Source organism: Polaromonas hydrogenivorans (genome assembly GCF_040105105.1).
Taxonomy (GTDB): Bacteria; Pseudomonadota; Gammaproteobacteria; order Burkholderiales; family Burkholderiaceae_C; genus Polaromonas; species Polaromonas hydrogenivorans.
Genome location: NZ_CP157675.1, coordinates 257,257 through 273,852, shown reverse-complemented (window position 1 = coordinate 273,852; position 16,596 = coordinate 257,257). Strand labels below are relative to the sequence as shown.

Below are 16,596 nucleotides of genomic sequence, written 5' to 3'. Positions count from 1 at the left end.
ACTCAGATGCCAGCGGGCTTGGGAGCGGCCGGCTGCATGCCGGATGGCACGGTGTCCAGGTTCTTGAGTTCCTGTTCGCTGATGATCTCGAAAATCCGGACGACTTTTTGCACCCCCGGCGTGGCGCGCACCACCTCGGTGGCCCGGTCCGCTTCGCGCTGGGTGACACGGCCCATCAGGTAGGTCGTGTTCCGCTCGGTCACGACCTTGAAGGCATTGGACTGCAGGTCACTGGTGTCCAGCAGCATGGCCTTGATGCGGCCGGTGAGCAGCGCATCCGAAGAGCGGTCCATCAGCGACGGACTGTTCAGTACCGCCAGTTCATTGACCACCGACGCCACGCTGTCCACCGCCTTGACCACCTGCTCGACCCGCTGCTTGTCCTGCAGATTGGGCACCTCGCCGGTCAGCAGCACCTGTCGGTTGTAGCTGGTGACACTCACGCGCACCCGGGTTCCGAGGTTGGAGCGGATCTGGCTGGCGGCCCGCAGTTCGATGGCCTCGTCGTCAAGCTGTGCGCCCGAGGTTCGGCGGTCCGTGGCCACCATCGAACCACCCACCATGGCGCCACCCACGATCAAGGGGCCGACGCACGCACTGAGCGCACCCGTGAGCAGCACTGCCGCGCCGACCGAGCAGGCCAGCCGCTTCATCACACCATGGTTCATGCCGAAGACTCCTGATCACCAAGCAACTGGGTATCCACGCCGTCGCAAATGCAGTGGATGACGAGGGAGTGCACTTCCTGAATGCGGGCCGTGCGCTCATGCGGCACGCAGATATGCACATCGGTTTCGCGCAGGGCCTGGTTCATCTTGCCGCCGCCCCGGCCGGTCAGCGCCACCACGGTCATGTCGCGCTCATGCGCCGCCTCGACAGCTGCCAGCACATTGGCCGAGTTGCCGCTGGTGCTGATGGCCAGCAGCACGTCGCCGGCCACGCCCAGGGCACGCACCTGCTTGGAGAAAATGACGCTGAAATCGTAATCATTGGCGATCGCCGTGATGATGGAACTGTCGGTCGTCAGGGCAATCGCGCCGAGTTCGGGCCGCTCGCGTTCGTAGCGGCCCACGAATTCGGCGGCGAAGTGCTGGGCATCGGCCGCCGAGCCGCCATTGCCGCACGCCAGCACCTTGTTGCCGCTGGTCACGCTGGCCAAAATGGCATGCACCGCTGCGGCAATGGGTTTGGACAAGACTTGCGCGGCCTGGTATTTGAGGTCGGCGCTGTCGATAAATTGCTGTTCGATTCGTTGTTCAAGCATGGGCTGATGATAGCGGGTCATGACGCGCAACAGCGTCGGCAAAAGGCTCGCCCGGGGCGTCGGGAAGGTATGGTTACAAATTCCCTGGCCATGACACACCTGACGTTCAAAGTCCTGCTCTGGCTCAAGAGGCGTCAAATGCCGCAGGCAGCCATTCGATAGTGGCCTGCGGACTTTCACCCCCGGAAAGCGCGCCATGGACCAGCACCACATCGAAACGGCAAGGCGGCAGGCTGGCAAAGCGCATCAAATAATGCCGTGCCGCAAAAATGATGCGCCGCTGCTTGACGGCGCTGATGCTGGCCCCGGCGCCGCCATGCGAAGCGCTGCTGCGCTGGCGGACCTCGACAAACACCAGCGTGCCGTCGGGTGCACGCATGACCAGGTCAATCTCGCCGCCGCCGCGCCCCGGTGTCCGATAATTGGACTCGATCCATCGCAGGCCGGCGCCGACCAGATAGGCCCGCGCGGCAGACTCGGCCGCGTCCCCGCGCGACTTGGTGGTAACCTGCTTCGGCAACGCTGCGGCACCGCCTGCAGTGCTCTTGGGCGGTACATTAACCGCCTGTTTTCTGGAAAACCACATTGAACGCTTCTTTCGAACTGGCCCTGGACACCGCACGCGCCGCAGCGGGCATGCAGCATTATCCGGAAGCCACGCTGTATGTCGTGGCCACCCCCATCGGCAACCTGGCCGACATCACCCTTCGCGCCCTGCATGTGCTGCAGCTGGTGCATGCCATCGCCTGCGAAGACAAGCGCCACACGCAGCCACTGCTGCGCCAGTATGGCATCGACAAACCCCTGCTGGCCGTGCACCAGCACAACGAAGCCGAAGCCGCCGGGCTGGTGGTCGAGCGCTTGCAGCGCGGCGAACGCGTGGCCTATGTCAGCGATGCCGGAACGCCTGCCGTCAGCGACCCCGGCGCGCGCCTGGTGGCGGCGGTGCGGGCCGCCGGGTTCAAGGTCATGCCGCTACCCGGCGCCAGCAGCGTGACCACAGTGCTCAGCGCCGCCGGCGTGACGCGCGCCGAAGGCAGCGCCGACAACGGCAGCGGTTTTGTCTTTGCCGGTTTTTTGCCCAGCAAGGCTGGCGAGCGCGACCAGGCCATCGCGCTTTTGCAGGCCGACCCCCGGGCCACGGTGATTCTTGAAGCGCCGCACCGCATCGAGGCGCTGGCCCGCGCTTTGGCCGTGCTGCAGGGCCGGCTCATCACCGTCGGGCGCGAGCTAACCAAGCAGTTCGAGGAAATCGCCACCCTGCCCGCGCAGGATTTTGCCGCCTGGCTGGACGCCGGGCCACAGCGCACCCGGGGCGAATTTGCGCTGGTGCTGCATGCGTCAAGTCCGCACGAAGGCGTTGACGACAGCCTTCGGGTTCTGCAACTGCTGCTGGCCGAGTTGCCTCTGAAAACCGCCGTCAAGCTGACGGCAGACATCACCGGGGCATCGCGCAACGAACTCTATGACACGGCGTTAAAGCTTAAAAACGAATGAATCCCAACGCCGACCAGCTCTGGCGCGGCCCGCGCTGGACGCTTGCCGCCCTGCTGGCCGTGCTCGGCATGCTCGGGCCGTTTTCCATCGACACCTACATTCCGGCCTTTTCCGGCATGGCGCTGTCGCTGGGCGCCACGCCGGTGGAAATGCAGCAGACCCTGTCGGCCTACCTGTTCGGCTTTGCCTTCATGAACCTGTTTCATGGCGCGCTGGCCGACAGTTTTGGCCGCCGCCCGGTGGTGCTGTGGGGCATTGCCATGTTCACGCTCGCCTCGGCGGGCTGCGCCCTGTCGCAAAACGTGGGGCTGCTGGTGCTTTTCCGGGCCATGCAGGGCCTCTCGACCGGCGCCGGCATTGTGGTGTCGCGCGCCGTGATCCGCGACATGTTTCCGCCCGCGCAGGCGCAGCAGGTCATGAGCCAGGTCACCATCTATTTCGGCGTCGCGCCGGCACTGGCGCCCATCGTCGGCGGCTGGCTGTTTGTGCATTTGGGCTGGCACAGCATTTTCTGGTTTCTGACCGGAGTCGGCCTCGTGCTCTGGGTGACCAACTACAGGTTTTTGCCTGAAACCCTGCAGCCTGACGCGCGCCAGCCCTTTGAGGTCCGGCACCTGATGCGCGGCTACTGGCAACTGGGTTCGAGCCCGCGCTTTTTACTGCTGGCGCTGGCCAGCGGCGTGCCGTTCAATGGCATGTTTCTGTATGTGCTCGCGGCGCCGGCGTTTCTGGGCGAGCACCTGGCCTTGCAGCCGACGCAGTTTTTCTGGTTCTTTGTGCTGACCATCTCAGGCATCATGTCAGGCGCCTGGCTGAGCGGCCGCCTGGCCGGCAAGATAGCCCCCAAAAAGCAGATCCGCCACGGCTTTGTCATCATGCTGGTGACTTCGGTACTGAACCTCGTTGCCAATCTGCTGTTCACGGCCCATGCGTCGTGGGCGCTGTTTCCGATTGCGGTGTTTGCCTTTGGCTGGGCGCTGATGGTGCCAGTCGTCACGCTGCTGGTGCTTGACCTGTACCCCGAGCGACGCGGCATGGCGTCTTCGCTGCAGGCGTGTATCGGCTCCACGGCCAACGGACTGGTGGCCGGCGTCATCGCACCGCTGGTGATGCATTCCACGCTGGGCCTGGCCGCGGTGTCGCTGGGCATGATGTCCATCGGACTCGTTGCCTGGGTGTACCTGCACCACCACTGGCCTGAAATTGGCCGTGCGGTGGAATGATGCAAGAACTCAGAATTTGAATTCCAGCCTGCTGGGTATTTCCATGCCCTGACCGGTACGCTGGACCCGGTTGCCGGCGTCCAGATAGACCCAGAAGAACATGTCCTGAATGTTGTTCTCGCGCCAGCGGTAATTCATGATGTCGCCGGGCCATGACGCCACCCTGTCAACCCGTGCCGGCGGGCCAAACTCGCGCTCCACGTCCTCGCGGGTCCACTTGCCGGGCTCGACTCTTGCAAACTCCTGGGGCGTCATGACCTCCCGTACCGCCACCACCTTGCCGGCAGCGTCCAGATCGACCATCACGACGCTCTGGCCGGCGGGCTGCCTGGAATACTGCAGCCGCGTCCCCGAGCCCACGGGCACGATGCGCGTCGGCGTACCGTAACTTGCCAGGACCTGGTCGCGCGACATGCCCGGTTGCACCGGCGTGAAAGCACAACCGGCCATCAGCAGCGCGGCGGCAGCCAGGCTGGAAACAGTTTTAACGATCTTCATGGCGCACTCCTGATACATGAGCATTATTTGATATTGCAGCTGAAAAAATGTTCCTCTGCCCAGTTTCCGGGAATCGCGTCACAACGCAGGGTCCATCAGGGGGCATGCAAGCGGGGTTTCCAAAGGCCTACGTACGAATCAGGGGATTGACATCCAGGCCGTTTGAAACGCTCAATGAGCAAAGGCACGGCAGACAACCGATTCCACGCGAAAGCGGGTTCATGGCCACGCTGCCTGTCTCTTATAACGACGAGAGGAGACCTGCGCGATGAACCCTGTTTCGCCCGACATGCTGGCGCTGCAGCGCCTGTACCACTGGAAAAAAGCAGCGCCTCATCAGATCACCCTGACCCAGCCCATGGGCGGCGGCGTGATCCAGGATTACACCTGGAGCCAGGTGGCCGACCAGGTGCGTCGCATGGCCGCGCACCTGAAGGCCCAGGGTTGGGAGCCGGGCTCGAACGTCGCCATCCTCTCCAAGAACTGCGCCTGGTGGCTCATGAGCGACCTGGCCATCTGGATGGCCGGTCATGTTTCGGTGCCGCTCTACCCCACGCTGGCGCCCGACACCATCGCGCACATACTCGCCCACAGCGAAGCCAAGGCCTGCTTTGTCGGCAAGCTCGATGCCTGGGAGAACATGAAACCCGGCGTGCCAGGCGGCCTGCCCTGCATCAGCTACCCGCTGTCGCCGCCCGATGTCCTCAAAAACCACGATGGCTGGGATGCCATCTGCGCACGCCAGGCGCCTCTTCAGGGCGAAGTGGTTCGGGGCGCTGACGAACTGGCCACGCTGATCTACACCTCGGGCACCACCGGCCGGCCCAAGGGTGTGATGCAAAGCTTCGGCAGTTTTGCCTGGGCGCTGGATGCCGGCCTCACACGCATCGACCTGACAGGCCAGGACCGGATGCTGTCGTATCTGCCGCTGGCCCACGTTGTCGAGCGCGTGCTGGTCGAGCATGGCTGGCTGCGCACCGGCATGCGGGTTTACTTTGCCGAATCGATAGACACCTTTTCCGCCGACTTGCAGCGCGCCAGGCCCACCATCTTTTTCTCGGTGCCACGGCTGTGGGTCAAGTTCCAGCAAGGCGTGCACCACAAGCTGCCGCCGGCAAAACTCCAGTTGCTGCTGTCGATTCCGCTCATCGGCGGACTGGTACGGCGCAAGGTGCTCAAGGCGCTGGGACTGGACCATTGCCGCATCGCGGCGGGCGGCGCGGCACCCATGCCCTTGGCGCTGCTGAGCTGGTACCGCAAGCTCGGACTGCCCATCAACGAGGGCTACGGCCTGACTGAAAACCTGGCCGTTTCGCACCTCACGGTGCCGGGCACCAACCAGGAAGGCACGGTGGGGCCGGCCTATAAAGGCGTGGAGGATCGCATTGACCCCGAGACCGGCGAAATCCAGATGCGCAGCCCCGCGCTGATGATGGGCTACTACAAGGATCCGGTGCAAAGCCGCGCCGCCTTCACCGAAGACGGCTGGCTGCGCACGGGCGACAAGGGGCAGCTGGACGCGCAAGGCAAGCTGCGCATCACCGGGCGCGTCAAGGATCTGTTCAAGACCAGCAAGGGCAAGTACATTGCGCCCGCGCCCATCGAGGACAAGCTGGTGATGCACGAGGCGGTCGAAGCCTGCGTGGTGACCGGCGCCAATCTGGGCCGGCCGCTGGGCATCGTGATGCTCAATGCCGAAGCGGTGGCGCGCAGCCGGGATGCGGCCGCGCGCACCGAACTGGAAGCCTCGCTGAGCGCGCACCTGAAAGCCATCAACGCCACGCTGGACCCGCACGAGCAGCTTGGATGCCTCGTGATCGTGACCACGGCCTGGACCGTTGACAACGACATCATCACGCCAACCTTCAAGGTCAAGCGCAACCACATCGAGGACATTTACTCAGCCAACTACGAACGCTGGGAAGCCTCGGGTAAAAAGGTGATCTGGCAAGCCAGTTGAGGCCGGCCTAAACAATCAGCTCCGGCAGAACCTCGCGGACACGGTGATCAACATAGTAGCCGCCATATTCCGTATACCTCAGCAGGGTGCGGCCACACTGGCCGCAGGCGTAGGCGTCACTTCGGTTGCAGGGGAAAAATGCCACCGCCAGTGGCGCGTCCGCAGAGCCGTAGCGCGTGCCATCAGGATGAAACTCTTCCACGGTCGGCTCGTCGATGGCCGGATCACGCAAGGTTCCAAGGCGTCGGACCCATTTGGCCGGCCAGCGGTCTTCGGTAAAGCTTTCCCAGCTGCGGCAGGCGCCCAGCGAGCAGGCGCAGGCTCCAGCAGGGCTGCCGGAACATGCCTGCTTCAGCGTTTGCGCATCAAGCAAGTCGGTGGCCATGAGCAATAAAAGGTCGCTGCACTTGGGTCAGTCCACCGTGGCGCCGGAAGCCTTGACCACGGCGGTCCATTTCTTGGTGTCCGCCGCAATGAAAGTCTTGAAGGCGAGCGGTGTCATGTCCATCGGCTCGGCGCCCAGGGCAAACAGGCGCGCCTTGACATCGGTGGAAGCCAGGATGGTGCGAATCTCCTTGTTCATCCGGTCAACGACTTCCGCAGGAACGCCGGCCGGGCCAAGAACGCCATACCAGGGCTGCGCATCAAAGCCCTTGAGCCCCAGTTCCGAGACCGTCGGAATGTCGGGAAACGCCGCCGAGCGTTTGGCGCTGGTCACCGCCAGCACCTTGAGCTTGCCCGCCTTGACCTGCGGCATGATGGGAACGGGGTTCTCGAACGTCATGGGAACCTGGCCACCCACCAGGTCGTTCATCGCCGGACCCGAGCCTTTGTAGGGAATGTGCTGGATCTTGACGCCCGCCTGCACATTGAACATTTCACCGATGATGTGCTGCGGCGTGCCCGAGCCTGCCGACGCAAAGGCCAGGTTGCCGGTCTTGGCCTTGGCGATGATGTCCTTGACGCTGGTCAATCCTGAATTGGGATTGACGGCAATCACGAAGGCGGCGCTGGCCAGCGGCGCGACCGGCGTGAAATCGGTGTTGGGCTGGTAGGGCAGTTTCGGATAGAGCGAAGGCGCAATCACCAGCGGGCCGCTTGACGCCACCAAAAACGTGTAGCCGTCCGGCTTGGACTTGGACACATAGTCGGTGCCGATGTTGCCGCCCGCGCCGCCCTTGTTTTCGACGATGACGGTCTGTCCGAGCACGCCTTGCAGCTTGGACGCCAGCAGGCGCGCCAGCAGGTCAGTGGTACCGCCCGGGGCATAAGGAGACACCAGCGTGATGGGCTTGGCCGGCCAGGCGGCCTGGGCTGCCGCGAACAGCGGCGAAACCGACAGGGCAATCAGCGCTGGAATGGTGCGCAGGAAATGTCTCTTCATGATGGAACCCTCGTTAGCTTGGGGAAAAATGACTTGGCACGAAGTCACCCGGACGGAAAGAAAGATGCTGCATGCTCGCGGCAAGAGCGGACTCTGTCAAGGTGGCTCGCAAGCATAGCCGCACCTGAAAAACTGTACATCCAGTTCGTCTCCAATTCCACAGGAATGATGGGTGTCCTGAAGCCTGAACGGCTGTGCCGCATGGGCAGAAGCAAAATTCGAATAAAAACAGCCTTTAGCGCACGCCACATATGCACTACTAGCTACTAATTTAATAGCAAAACAATCGCCTTGTTTTAAAAACTGCCCTGAAAGATGGACGGCAGTTGGCGAATCCAGCAGTGCTTTTACGAAGACAGTTTGCGCTTTGTCACGGGAATGCGATGCACTGGCTGGCCACGGGGCAATGCCTGGCTGTAAACTCGATTTTGCCTATATTGGCTTGGAAAACCGGGACATGGCCGGGTCTTGATCCGAGGCTACTCCATCGGGGCTGCATGAGCGGATTGATGCTTGTCGATGCGGCTGTTTAATTTTTCTGCCGCGTCTGGCCAGGTCCAATTTTAATAATTGAGAACCCACATGAAATCGAACCGCAGAACCTTTGTCATTCAATCCGTCATGAGCGCGGGTATTCTGGCCACGACACGCCTGGCCCAAGCGCAGGCCCCGGCACCGCTGGTGCAGGATAGCGACCCGCAGGCCGTTGCGCTGGGCTACAAGAGCGACGCCACCAAAGCCGACAAGGCCAAATACCCCAAATACGTCGCCGGCCAGCAATGCGCCAATTGCGCGCTTTACCAAGGCAAGCCGACCGATGCGGCTGGTGCTTGCCCGCTGTTTGCCGGCAAGCAGGTCGGGGCTAAAGCCTGGTGCAGCGCCTGGGCCAAGAAGGCCTGATGAGCGCGCAGCGGCAGTCCTTCTGACAAGCCGCTGCCTGACTGCCGCAGTCTGGACTCGTCCAGGACTGCGGTTCAGCAGAACATGAAGGCAATGAGCGCAGCATCTTCGCCCAGGTTGAGCAATGCATATCCTGCCGTCCGGAAAGCCCAATAAGCAACTGTGTCAATGAAGAAATAGAAATTCATGTCGGGTTGAAACTCGCGTCAAAGTTTCAGAGGGTGCGAATGACGGATCATGCCCCGTCAAAGACTGCAAACCCGTGGCAATGCATGAATGGTGCGCTGGCGGGATCCAACCCACGACTTTTACCCTCTACATCACCGGGTAAAACTGCAATTATGTAGCAGGATTTTGTATCACGCGCCTTTCCATCAGTTCCGATGGTATTCACTTCGGTGTCGGTTTTTCAGCGTTTGCTGCCATTCACCACCGGCAACTTTCTGAAAGTTCAATCCATTTCTAATCAGTAGCCGTTTGGTCGGCTTCCGCATGGTGCCCAGATCTGAGCAAGGCATCATCGTGTTATAGATTCATGGCCGCAACTGTGGTGCAGAGGCGGCCAGCGTCGGGATCTTGTAAGCCAGCGGCCACCTCTGCAATCGCACGACGCAGTCTCATGGCGAAAACTCGTAGGTCAGCGACGTGACGGTGCCGAGAAAGTACGGCTTGCGCCCTTTCGGGCGCACCCACGCTGCTTCGGCGAAAAATCGCATCATTTCGCCGCAGGCAATCTCGCCTCCGCCATGGACGTCGGCCACTGTGAACAAGCCCAGGGCTGCAGCCTGCAGCAGGCCCTCGCCAGCGATGTAGCTGTCGACCACGCGCACCGCCACGCCCGGCAGCATCGACACTTCGGCGTCCCACAGGAAGCCAGGGCGACGGGTGACAACGGCTTCCACTGCTCATCAGTGGCGGAAAGGTTGATGGTGCCGGCGAGTTCGAGCGTAACGGCAGCGATGAGGGGCTGGCCATCTTTGAGCACTGCACGGAAGTAGCGTTGCACCGGCGCGGGCAAGCCCTCGAGTTCGCGCGAGTCGTAACGCACCGGGGACGACGCCTGAGCCTTCTCGTCAATTCGGGCCGCTTCGAGCCTGCTGGTCAGCGCCCGCGTGGTGTCGATCCACCGTTTGGCGCCATAAACAGAGAAGTCGACAGCAGCGAGCGCCAGCAGGCAGAAAACCAGTCCGAGCCATGGCAGCCATGCCATTGGAGTTCCTTCGTTCCTGGTCATCTATCCAACTTTGGGCACTTTTCAGTGCGTGGTCTGTTTGCTTGCGAACGGAGGCATTCCCGGGTCGTCGGCGCTGGCGCCGGCGGGGCGTCTATGAACGCCAAGCTGGAGGCAGCTCTATAGCTAACAGCCAAGGAATGTTATTGCCGCGCGTTTCCTAACGCATAATTCAAATGTGCGGGTAGCAAAACACCCGCACAGGTTAGGTGATCGGTCAGTTTCGCGCGCTACGGCGGTACTTCTTGGGTTTGTTGTGCTTTCGGAACCCCATCGCTTTTGTTTTATGTTTTTTTAAGGAGTCCCCATGGGCAACAAACTTTACGTCGGCAACCTGCCTTACACGGTGCGTGACGAAGATCTGCAACAGTCTTTTGGTCAATTCGGCGCTGTCACCAGCGCTAAAGTCATGATGGAACGCGACACAGGTCGCTCCAAGGGCTTTGGCTTCGTCGAAATGGCCAGCGATGCCGAAGCGCAAGCTGCCATCAACGGCATGAACGGTCAGTCTCTTGGCGGCCGCAGCATCACCGTGAACGAAGCCCGTCCCATGGAAGCACGTCCCCCCCGTACCGGCGGCTTCGGCGGCGGCGGTGGTGGCTACGGCGGCGGAGATCGTTCTGGTGGTGGTGGCTACGGCGGCGGCGGTGGTCGCGGCGGCTACTAAGCACTGCAAACCTAGTCAACGGCAGAGATGTCGTTGCAAACCAGCTGTCTCAGCCTTGCAATCGCCAACTCATGAGTTCGGGTGGACTGCATAAACTCTCGCCGCCCTGCTGCTTCTCGAAGCCGCTTGGGTACGACCAAGCGCGTCCACCACATCCCACCACGTCGAAAAAGTCCAGTCACAATGCACCACCTTTGTAGCAAGGCGATGTAGCAGACAGCACTAAAGCAGAAAAGTCCTTGAGAATCAAGGACTTGAATGATATTGGTGCGGCTGGCGGGGATCGAACCCACGACCCTTGGCTTCGGAGGCCAATACTCTATCCACTGAGCTACAGCCGCAACGCTGAATGACGACTTGCACCAAAGTCCGGGACGTGGACTTCGAGGCAATTGAGCGGCTGGAACGACCCATACCGCATATCAATTCCGGATTCTATCAGCCAGTCCGGCCTGATCAGAATTTTCAAGGCCCCCGCTATAATGCGCCGATGCTGAAGCAGCCCGCAACAGTCCCCCGATTTTCAGTTTTTTGAGGACGCAATGAGCGCAAACGATCACACCACGGCCCACGAAGAAGCCCACACGGGCCCGATTAAAACCCCCAAACAACTGCTGGCGGCTGTTTTTTTCTCTTTCGTTGTTCCGGTTTTTGCAATTATCGGGCTGGTTTATTACGTCGCCTCGGCCGATAAACCGCTGGCCGGCGCTGATGACGCAGAACGGGCCGTGGCCGAGCGCATCCAGAAAGTTGGCATGGTTGAAATCCGCGATGCCAACCGCCCCCTGAGGACAGGCGAAGAAGTCTATAAAGGCCAGTGCATTGCTTGCCACGGCACAGGCGCGGCAGGCTCTCCCAAGTTCGGCGATGCCGCAGCCTGGGCGCCCCGTATCTCCACCGGCTATGACGCACTGCTGCATTCCGCGCTCAAGGGCAAGGGCGCCATGGCTGCGCAGAGCGGCGGAGACTTTCAGGATATCGAAATCGGCCGCGCCGTGGTGTACATGACCACAGCCGCAGGCGGCAAGTTTGCCGAACCTGCCGTGCCTGCCGCCGGCGCGGCTGATGCGCCAGCGGCTGATGCTGCGGCCGCCACGCCAGCAGCAGTTCCGGTTGCCGCAACTGCTGCGACACCTGCCGCAGCGACCGCGCCGGCAGCAACTGCCAAAGTTGCAGCAACCGACACAGGCGCTGGCGAGGCGCTGTACAAACAGGCTTGCTTCGCCTGCCACGGCGCAGGCGTGGCCGGTGCGCCCAAGTTTGGCGACAAGGCAGCCTGGGCTCCACGCATCCAGACCGGCGTTGACGCGCTGACGGCCAGCGCCATCAAAGGCAAGGGCGCCATGCCGCCCAAGGGGGGCTCTGCCGCCTCTGACGCAGACATCCACTCGGCCGTTGTTTACATGGTCAGTGCGGCCAAATAAGGATCGGCAACCGCCTTTCCCAAAAAAGCCGGTCATTGACCGGCTTTTTTCATGAAAATTCAATAAAAACAGGCGATTGCGCAAGTAGCACGGGCATAGCAAGCTATGTATTTTATAGCGCTTTGGGAGTGCGCACATAGCCAAAACGAGCGGGCAAGTCAGCGGCCTGGAGTTCTTGCGGAACCCACAAGCCCTGCTCGACGGCATCGGCTGCATACATCATGTCCTGCGTATGCACCAGGCCAAAGCCCAAATCGGTTTCAAGGTAGAGCCGGCCCTCTCCGTCGAGCACACAACGCTGGACGCGTGCCGCTTGGCCGGTGTGCGCCGTGACTGAAAAACCGGGTGCCGCATAGACCCGCCAGATGAAGGGCGTGGCTTCAAGCTCGACATACACACGCTGCGGCCCGTTCTGGAAAAACCAGCGGCCGCTGGCATCGCTCTCGTAATTGCGCTGGATGAAGTCAATCAGCTTGTCGTGCATCAGCAGCGAACCCTTGCTGGCCGCGTGGCGGCCGGCATCTCCGGCCAGCGCAAAAGATCCTGCGGATTGCGCCCGGTCGTCGCGCATGTACCAGTTGCCGCGCGCATCCAGCCCGAGCCAGCCATAGCAGTCGGGAACATTGGGCCACTTGGCAATCGCTTGTTTAACAATGTCATCCATGGCCCATATTTTGCACTGCCTTGACTGGCGCAGCGATGGCGGGGGTCATGCAACGGGCTAAAGCTGCGCCGCCAGAAAGCCCGCGACCGCTTCAGGCATGGCGCGCACATGCGCCGGAAAATTCGATGCGGGAAAGCCGACATGGCCGCCCTGCGCCGGCTGCCACAAGGTGACCCAGGGGCTGACATCGGCAGGCTGCGGCAGGCTTGCTGCGGGAATGAAGGGATCGTTCAAGGCGTTCAGTGCGAGCGCGGGCACGGCAATCCGGCCCAGATGGGGTTTGGCCGACGCGCGCGACCAGTAATCGTCAACGCCCTTGAACCCATGCACTGGCCCGGTAAAGACATTGTCAAATGCATGCAGGTCGCGTGCCGCCAGCAAGGTGTCTCGGTCGAACAGGCCGGGATGCTGCGCCAGCTTTTGCAGCGCCTTGGGCACCATGGATTTGAGGAACATGCGGGTGTACACCTGACGGTTGAAGCCCTGGCCGATGGCCTGGCCGCTGGCCGTCAGATCAAGCGGCGCGCAGACCGCCGCCACCGCCGTCACCACCTGCCCGGCCTGCGTGCCCATCTCGCCGGCCCAGCGCATCAGCGCATTGCCGCCCAGGGAGATTCCGACGGCCACGACCGGCCCCTGGTTCAGGCCGGCAAAACGCCTGAGCATCCAGTCGATTTCAGCAAAATCGCCCGAGTGGTAGGCACGCGGCGCCAGGTTGGGCTCGCCGGAACAGCCGCGAAAGTGCGGCACGGCGCAGGCCCAGCCCCGGCTGCCGGCTACGTCGGCAAAGGCCTGGGCATAGTGGCTGGACGATGAGCCTTCAAGTCCGTGAAACAGCACCAGGAGAGGTACCCCCACGCTTGCCACTGCGTGTGCTGCGCTGCCCCCCGAGGGGGCTGAACTTGACTTGGCGCGGCCCGGCGCTTCGTTCGCCACTTCCACGCTTGGCGCTTCACGAACTGCCCCGCGCTCGGCCAGGCCTGCGCTTTCAGACAGTGGCACCAGCCAGTCCACATCGACAAAGTCGTTATCCGGCGTGCTCCAGCGTTCGCGGCGAAACACCGGCGGTGGCCCCATGAAGCGGCGCGCACGCAGGGCGGCCCAGATGGTCTGTGTATTGCCATCGGGTAACCACCAGGGGGCGCCGTAATTCATGGCCATTTTGTCAGTGAAGGGTGAAGGGTGTTTGCGACGCTTCCTGCAGCTCGGGCAGGGTTCCAGGGCTGGCGTGGTGCGCCACCATGCGCCAGCCTTGCGCCGTCAGGTGGTACACATTGGTGGCGACGACATAGGCATGGCGTGGTCCGTCTTCGGTCAGCACTTCGATGCGCTCAAGCAAGCTGTGCATGCTGGCGCCCAGCGACTGCAGCCTGCGCACCTTGAGCGGCTGCGCACGAATGGCGCCGTTGGCGAACATGGTGTCAAACGCGCCGCGTATGGCGGCGGGGCCGAGCAGCCGGGCGCCGCCGGGATGCACGCACACGATATCGTCTTCATCGCTCCAGCAGGCCATGAGTTTTTCGATATCGCCGCTTTGCAGCGCGTCGTAAAACACCGCTTCGGTCGCATCGGCGTTTTCGGGGCTGCCAGGCGGTGCTTGGGGTTTTCGCATGATGCCAATTGGATTGAGTCGGTATCGGTGAATCGGGATTGCGCGTGCGTCAAATCAGGGTCAATCACATGCGACTATGGTAGTGTTAAGGCTTGAATTTTGGAGGCTTTTACATGGCATCGCGCTTATTACGCTTATCTTTCATCGCCCTGCTGGGTTTACTCCTTTCGGGCTGCGGCTACAACCAGTTCCAGAGCCTGGACGAGCAGACCAAATCGGCCTGGTCCGAGGTGCTGAACCAGTACCAGCGCCGCGCCGATCTGGTGCCCAATATCGTGGCCACGGTCAAGGGCGAAGCCGCTTTCGAGCAGGACACGCTGACCAAGGTGATTGAAGCGCGCGCCAAGGCCACCTCGATCCAGGTCACGCCCGAAACCCTGAACGACCCGGCGGCCTTCAGCAAATTCCAGGCCGCGCAGGGCGAACTGGGCAGCGCCCTGAGCCGCCTGATGGTGGTCAGCGAACGCTACCCGGACCTGAAGGCGAACCAGGCTTTCCGCGATTTGCGGGTGCAGCTCGAAGGCACCGAAAACCGCATCACCGTGGCGCGCAACCGCTACATCCAGACGGTGCAGGAGTACAACGTGCTTGCGCGCAGCTTTCCAAACAACCTGACCGCGATGATCTTTGGCTACAAGGTCAAGCCCAACTTCGCGGTCGCCAACGAAGCGCAGATTTCCGTGCCGCCGGTGGTCGATTTCAACAAGAAATAAGCCGCTCAGCCGATGACTTTGCGTATCTTTTCGCAGGCACTGTTACTGGCGGTATGGCTACCCTTGGCCAGCGTCGCGGCCTGGGCGCAAGGCGTTCAGCCCGTCCCGCCGCTGACCGCGCATGTGATGGACAGCACCGGCACGCTGACGGCGGCGCAAAAGGCCGCGCTGGAAGCCAGGCTGACGGCCTTCGAGCAGTCGCGTGGCGCCCAGGTGGTCGTGCTGATGGTGCCAACCACCCAGCCCGAGGACATTGCCGCGTATGCGCAGCGCATCGGCGACAGCTGGAAAATCGGCCGCAAGAGCATTGGCGACGGCCTGCTGCTGGTGGTGGCCAAGAACGACCGCGCCGTTCGCATTGAAACCACCAAGGCACTCGAAGGCGCCATTCCCGACCTGGCGGCAAGCCAGATCATAGAGACCGCGATCACGCCGCGCTTCAAGCAGGGCGACTTTGCCAGCGGACTGGACGCTGGCGCCAGCCAGATCATGGCGCGCATCACCGGCGAAAACCTGCCGCCGCCGCAGCAGGGCCAGACCCATCGCGGCAGCGGCGGCGGATTCGACTGGACGACGCTGGCGGTGTTCCTGTTTTTCGCCGTGCCCATCGGCGGCAGGGTGCTGTCGAGCGTGCTGGGCCGCAAGCTGGGCTCGGTGGCCACGGGCGGCGCGGTGGGCGTGCTGGCCTGGCTGTTCACCAGCAGCCTGGTCATCGGCGGCATTGCCGCAGTCGTCGGCATGGTGTTCGCGCTGATTTCCGGCATCAGCGGCCTGGGCGGCATGGGCCGTGGCGGTCGCTCTTCAGGCTGGGGCGGACCCGGAGGCTTCGGCGGTGGCGGTTTTGGTGGCGGCAGTTTTGGTGGCAGTCGTGGCGGCGACGGGGGCGGCTTCAGCAGCGGCGGCGGCGGGAATTTCGGCGGCGGCGGCGCTTCGGGCAACTGGTAAGCATTTGATGAACAAGCTCACACTCCTGGCCAAGCACCTGTGGCTGGACGCAGCCGACACCCGGCGCGCCATTCCCCCCGACATGGTGCATCGCTTGGCCGAGCGGGTCGCGGCCAGCGAGCAGCGCCACAGCGGGCAGATCCGCATCTGCATCGAGGCCGCACTGCCTGCCAGTTATTTATGGCGGCTGGACGATAAAAACACCCTGAACGACCTGATACGGCAGCGAGCCGTCATGATGTTCAGCAAGCTGCGCGTCTGGGACACGGAACACAACAACGGCGTGCTGATCTACGTGCTGCTGGCCGAACACGCGATTGAAATCGTCGCCGACCGGGGGCTGATGCGCCATGTGGACGCGACGCACTGGCAGTCCGTGGTGTCGCACATGGCCAGCGCCTTTCGGGAAAAACGCTATGAAGACGGGCTGACGCAGGCGCTGGAAGAAGCCTCGACGCTGCTGGTGGCGCATTTTGTGCGGACGGATGCGTCAGCCAGCCATCCCAACGAACTACCCGACACGCCGCTGCTGCAGTAATCCCGCCAGCCATTACGAACAGGAATAAAAAAGCCCCCGACTTGCGGCAGGGGCTCGGATTGCAGATATCCGTTGC

The 16,596-nt window shown here is 62.3% G+C and carries 19 protein-coding genes, 1 tRNA gene and 1 pseudogene; 9 read left to right on the top strand and 12 right to left on the bottom strand.

The annotated features are described in order from the left end of the window. Nucleotides 1-2 precede the first annotated feature (2 nt). The 3 genes from ABLV49_RS01405 to ABLV49_RS01395 form a co-directional block, all read right to left on the bottom strand. A complete protein-coding gene (locus ABLV49_RS01405; RefSeq protein ID WP_349279885.1) occupies nt 3-668 on the bottom strand; it encodes a BON domain-containing protein in 666 nt (221 codons plus the stop codon). Further along, entirely contained in the window at nt 665-1,264 is a 600-nt protein-coding gene (locus ABLV49_RS01400) for a phosphoheptose isomerase (protein WP_011799705.1), read from the bottom strand. Before ABLV49_RS01400 ends, ABLV49_RS01405 begins: the two co-directional genes overlap by 4 nt. A gap of 124 nt (nt 1,265-1,388) precedes the next feature. Continuing rightward, complete coding sequence (locus ABLV49_RS01395) at nt 1,389-1,850, bottom strand: YraN family protein (RefSeq protein ID WP_349279884.1); 462 nt, start codon at nt 1,848-1,850, stop codon at nt 1,389-1,391. Nucleotides 1,851-1,900: 50 nt separating this feature from the next. Between ABLV49_RS01395 and rsmI the strand changes: the two genes are divergently transcribed. Then, nucleotides 1,901-2,761, top strand: a complete 861-nt coding sequence (gene rsmI / locus ABLV49_RS01390; protein WP_349281558.1) for a 16S rRNA (cytidine(1402)-2'-O)-methyltransferase — start codon at nt 1,901-1,903, stop codon at nt 2,759-2,761. Further along, nucleotides 2,758-3,984 carry a multidrug effflux MFS transporter gene (locus ABLV49_RS01385; protein ID WP_349279883.1) on the top strand — a complete coding sequence of 409 codons (1,227 nt, stop codon included), beginning with the start codon at nt 2,758-2,760 and terminating at the stop codon, nt 3,982-3,984. The genes rsmI and ABLV49_RS01385 overlap by 4 nt, the downstream gene beginning before the upstream one ends. A gap of 9 nt (nt 3,985-3,993) precedes the next feature. Here ABLV49_RS01385 and ABLV49_RS01380 read toward each other — a convergent pair whose 3' ends face one another. After that, nucleotides 3,994-4,482, bottom strand: coding sequence for a hypothetical protein (locus tag ABLV49_RS01380; RefSeq protein ID WP_349279882.1), 489 nt, complete (start codon nt 4,480-4,482; stop codon nt 3,994-3,996). A 268-nt stretch (nt 4,483-4,750) separates the two neighbouring features. On the opposite strand from ABLV49_RS01380, the gene ABLV49_RS01375 reads away from it, so the two are divergent. After that, nucleotides 4,751-6,442, top strand: a complete 1,692-nt coding sequence (locus tag ABLV49_RS01375; protein WP_349279881.1) for an AMP-binding protein — start codon at nt 4,751-4,753, stop codon at nt 6,440-6,442. 7 nt (nt 6,443-6,449) lie between these two features. Here the strand turns inward: ABLV49_RS01375 and ABLV49_RS01370 are convergent, their stop codons facing one another. Both ABLV49_RS01370 and ABLV49_RS01365 read right to left on the bottom strand, forming a co-directional pair. Continuing rightward, on the bottom strand, nt 6,450-6,827 hold the full coding sequence (locus ABLV49_RS01370) for a hypothetical protein (RefSeq protein ID WP_349279880.1): 378 nt from the start codon (nt 6,825-6,827) through the stop codon (nt 6,450-6,452). A 27-nt stretch (nt 6,828-6,854) separates the two neighbouring features. Continuing rightward, on the bottom strand, nt 6,855-7,826 hold the full coding sequence (locus tag ABLV49_RS01365) for a Bug family tripartite tricarboxylate transporter substrate binding protein (protein ID WP_349279879.1): 972 nt from the start codon (nt 7,824-7,826) through the stop codon (nt 6,855-6,857). A gap of 582 nt (nt 7,827-8,408) precedes the next feature. On the opposite strand from ABLV49_RS01365, the gene ABLV49_RS01360 reads away from it, so the two are divergent. After that, nucleotides 8,409-8,726, top strand: a complete 318-nt coding sequence (locus ABLV49_RS01360) for a high-potential iron-sulfur protein (protein WP_349279878.1) — start codon at nt 8,409-8,411, stop codon at nt 8,724-8,726. Between the two features lie 617 nt (nt 8,727-9,343). On the opposite strand, the pseudogene ABLV49_RS01355 reads toward ABLV49_RS01360, so the two are convergent. Next, nucleotides 9,344-9,936: pseudogene (locus ABLV49_RS01355) on the bottom strand (DUF6920 family protein). 328 nt (nt 9,937-10,264) lie between these two features. On the opposite strand from ABLV49_RS01355, the gene ABLV49_RS01350 reads away from it, so the two are divergent. Further along, complete coding sequence (locus ABLV49_RS01350) at nt 10,265-10,624, top strand: RNA recognition motif domain-containing protein (RefSeq protein WP_349279877.1); 360 nt, start codon at nt 10,265-10,267, stop codon at nt 10,622-10,624. Nucleotides 10,625-10,635: 11 nt separating this feature from the next. On the opposite strand, the gene ABLV49_RS25980 is transcribed toward ABLV49_RS01350, so the two are convergent. Both ABLV49_RS25980 and ABLV49_RS01345 read right to left on the bottom strand, forming a co-directional pair. Continuing rightward, entirely contained in the window at nt 10,636-10,779 is a 144-nt protein-coding gene (locus tag ABLV49_RS25980) for a DUF6538 domain-containing protein (protein ID WP_432280023.1), read from the bottom strand. A 110-nt stretch (nt 10,780-10,889) separates the two neighbouring features. Beyond that, nucleotides 10,890-10,965, bottom strand: a tRNA-Arg gene (locus tag ABLV49_RS01345). Nucleotides 10,966-11,166: 201 nt separating this feature from the next. Between ABLV49_RS01345 and ABLV49_RS01340 the strand changes: the two genes are divergently transcribed. Then, nucleotides 11,167-12,048, top strand: coding sequence for a c-type cytochrome (locus ABLV49_RS01340; protein ID WP_349279876.1), 882 nt, complete (start codon nt 11,167-11,169; stop codon nt 12,046-12,048). Nucleotides 12,049-12,160: 112 nt separating this feature from the next. On the opposite strand, the gene ABLV49_RS01335 is transcribed toward ABLV49_RS01340, so the two are convergent. From ABLV49_RS01335 to ABLV49_RS01325, 3 genes are read right to left on the bottom strand one after another with little or no spacing between them, the layout of a single operon-like run. Beyond that, complete coding sequence (locus ABLV49_RS01335; RefSeq protein WP_349279875.1) at nt 12,161-12,712, bottom strand: DUF2946 family protein; 552 nt, start codon at nt 12,710-12,712, stop codon at nt 12,161-12,163. A 57-nt stretch (nt 12,713-12,769) separates the two neighbouring features. Further along, complete coding sequence (locus ABLV49_RS01330) at nt 12,770-13,867, bottom strand: YheT family hydrolase (RefSeq protein WP_349281557.1); 1,098 nt, start codon at nt 13,865-13,867, stop codon at nt 12,770-12,772. A gap of 10 nt (nt 13,868-13,877) precedes the next feature. Continuing rightward, nucleotides 13,878-14,324 (bottom strand): YybH family protein, encoded by a 447-nt coding sequence (locus ABLV49_RS01325; protein WP_349279874.1) that lies wholly within the window; start codon nt 14,322-14,324, stop codon nt 13,878-13,880. A gap of 113 nt (nt 14,325-14,437) precedes the next feature. On the opposite strand from ABLV49_RS01325, the gene ABLV49_RS01320 reads away from it, so the two are divergent. The 3 genes from ABLV49_RS01320 to ABLV49_RS01310 are packed head-to-tail and all read left to right on the top strand — an operon-like array spanning nt 14,438 to nt 16,520. Continuing rightward, on the top strand, nt 14,438-15,037 hold the full coding sequence (locus ABLV49_RS01320; protein WP_349279873.1) for a LemA family protein: 600 nt from the start codon (nt 14,438-14,440) through the stop codon (nt 15,035-15,037). A gap of 12 nt (nt 15,038-15,049) precedes the next feature. Then, nucleotides 15,050-15,982, top strand: a complete 933-nt coding sequence (locus ABLV49_RS01315; RefSeq protein WP_349279872.1) for a TPM domain-containing protein — start codon at nt 15,050-15,052, stop codon at nt 15,980-15,982. Between the two features lie 7 nt (nt 15,983-15,989). Beyond that, a complete protein-coding gene (locus ABLV49_RS01310; protein WP_349279871.1) occupies nt 15,990-16,520 on the top strand; it encodes a TPM domain-containing protein in 531 nt (176 codons plus the stop codon). Nucleotides 16,521-16,596: the final 76 nt, after the last annotated feature.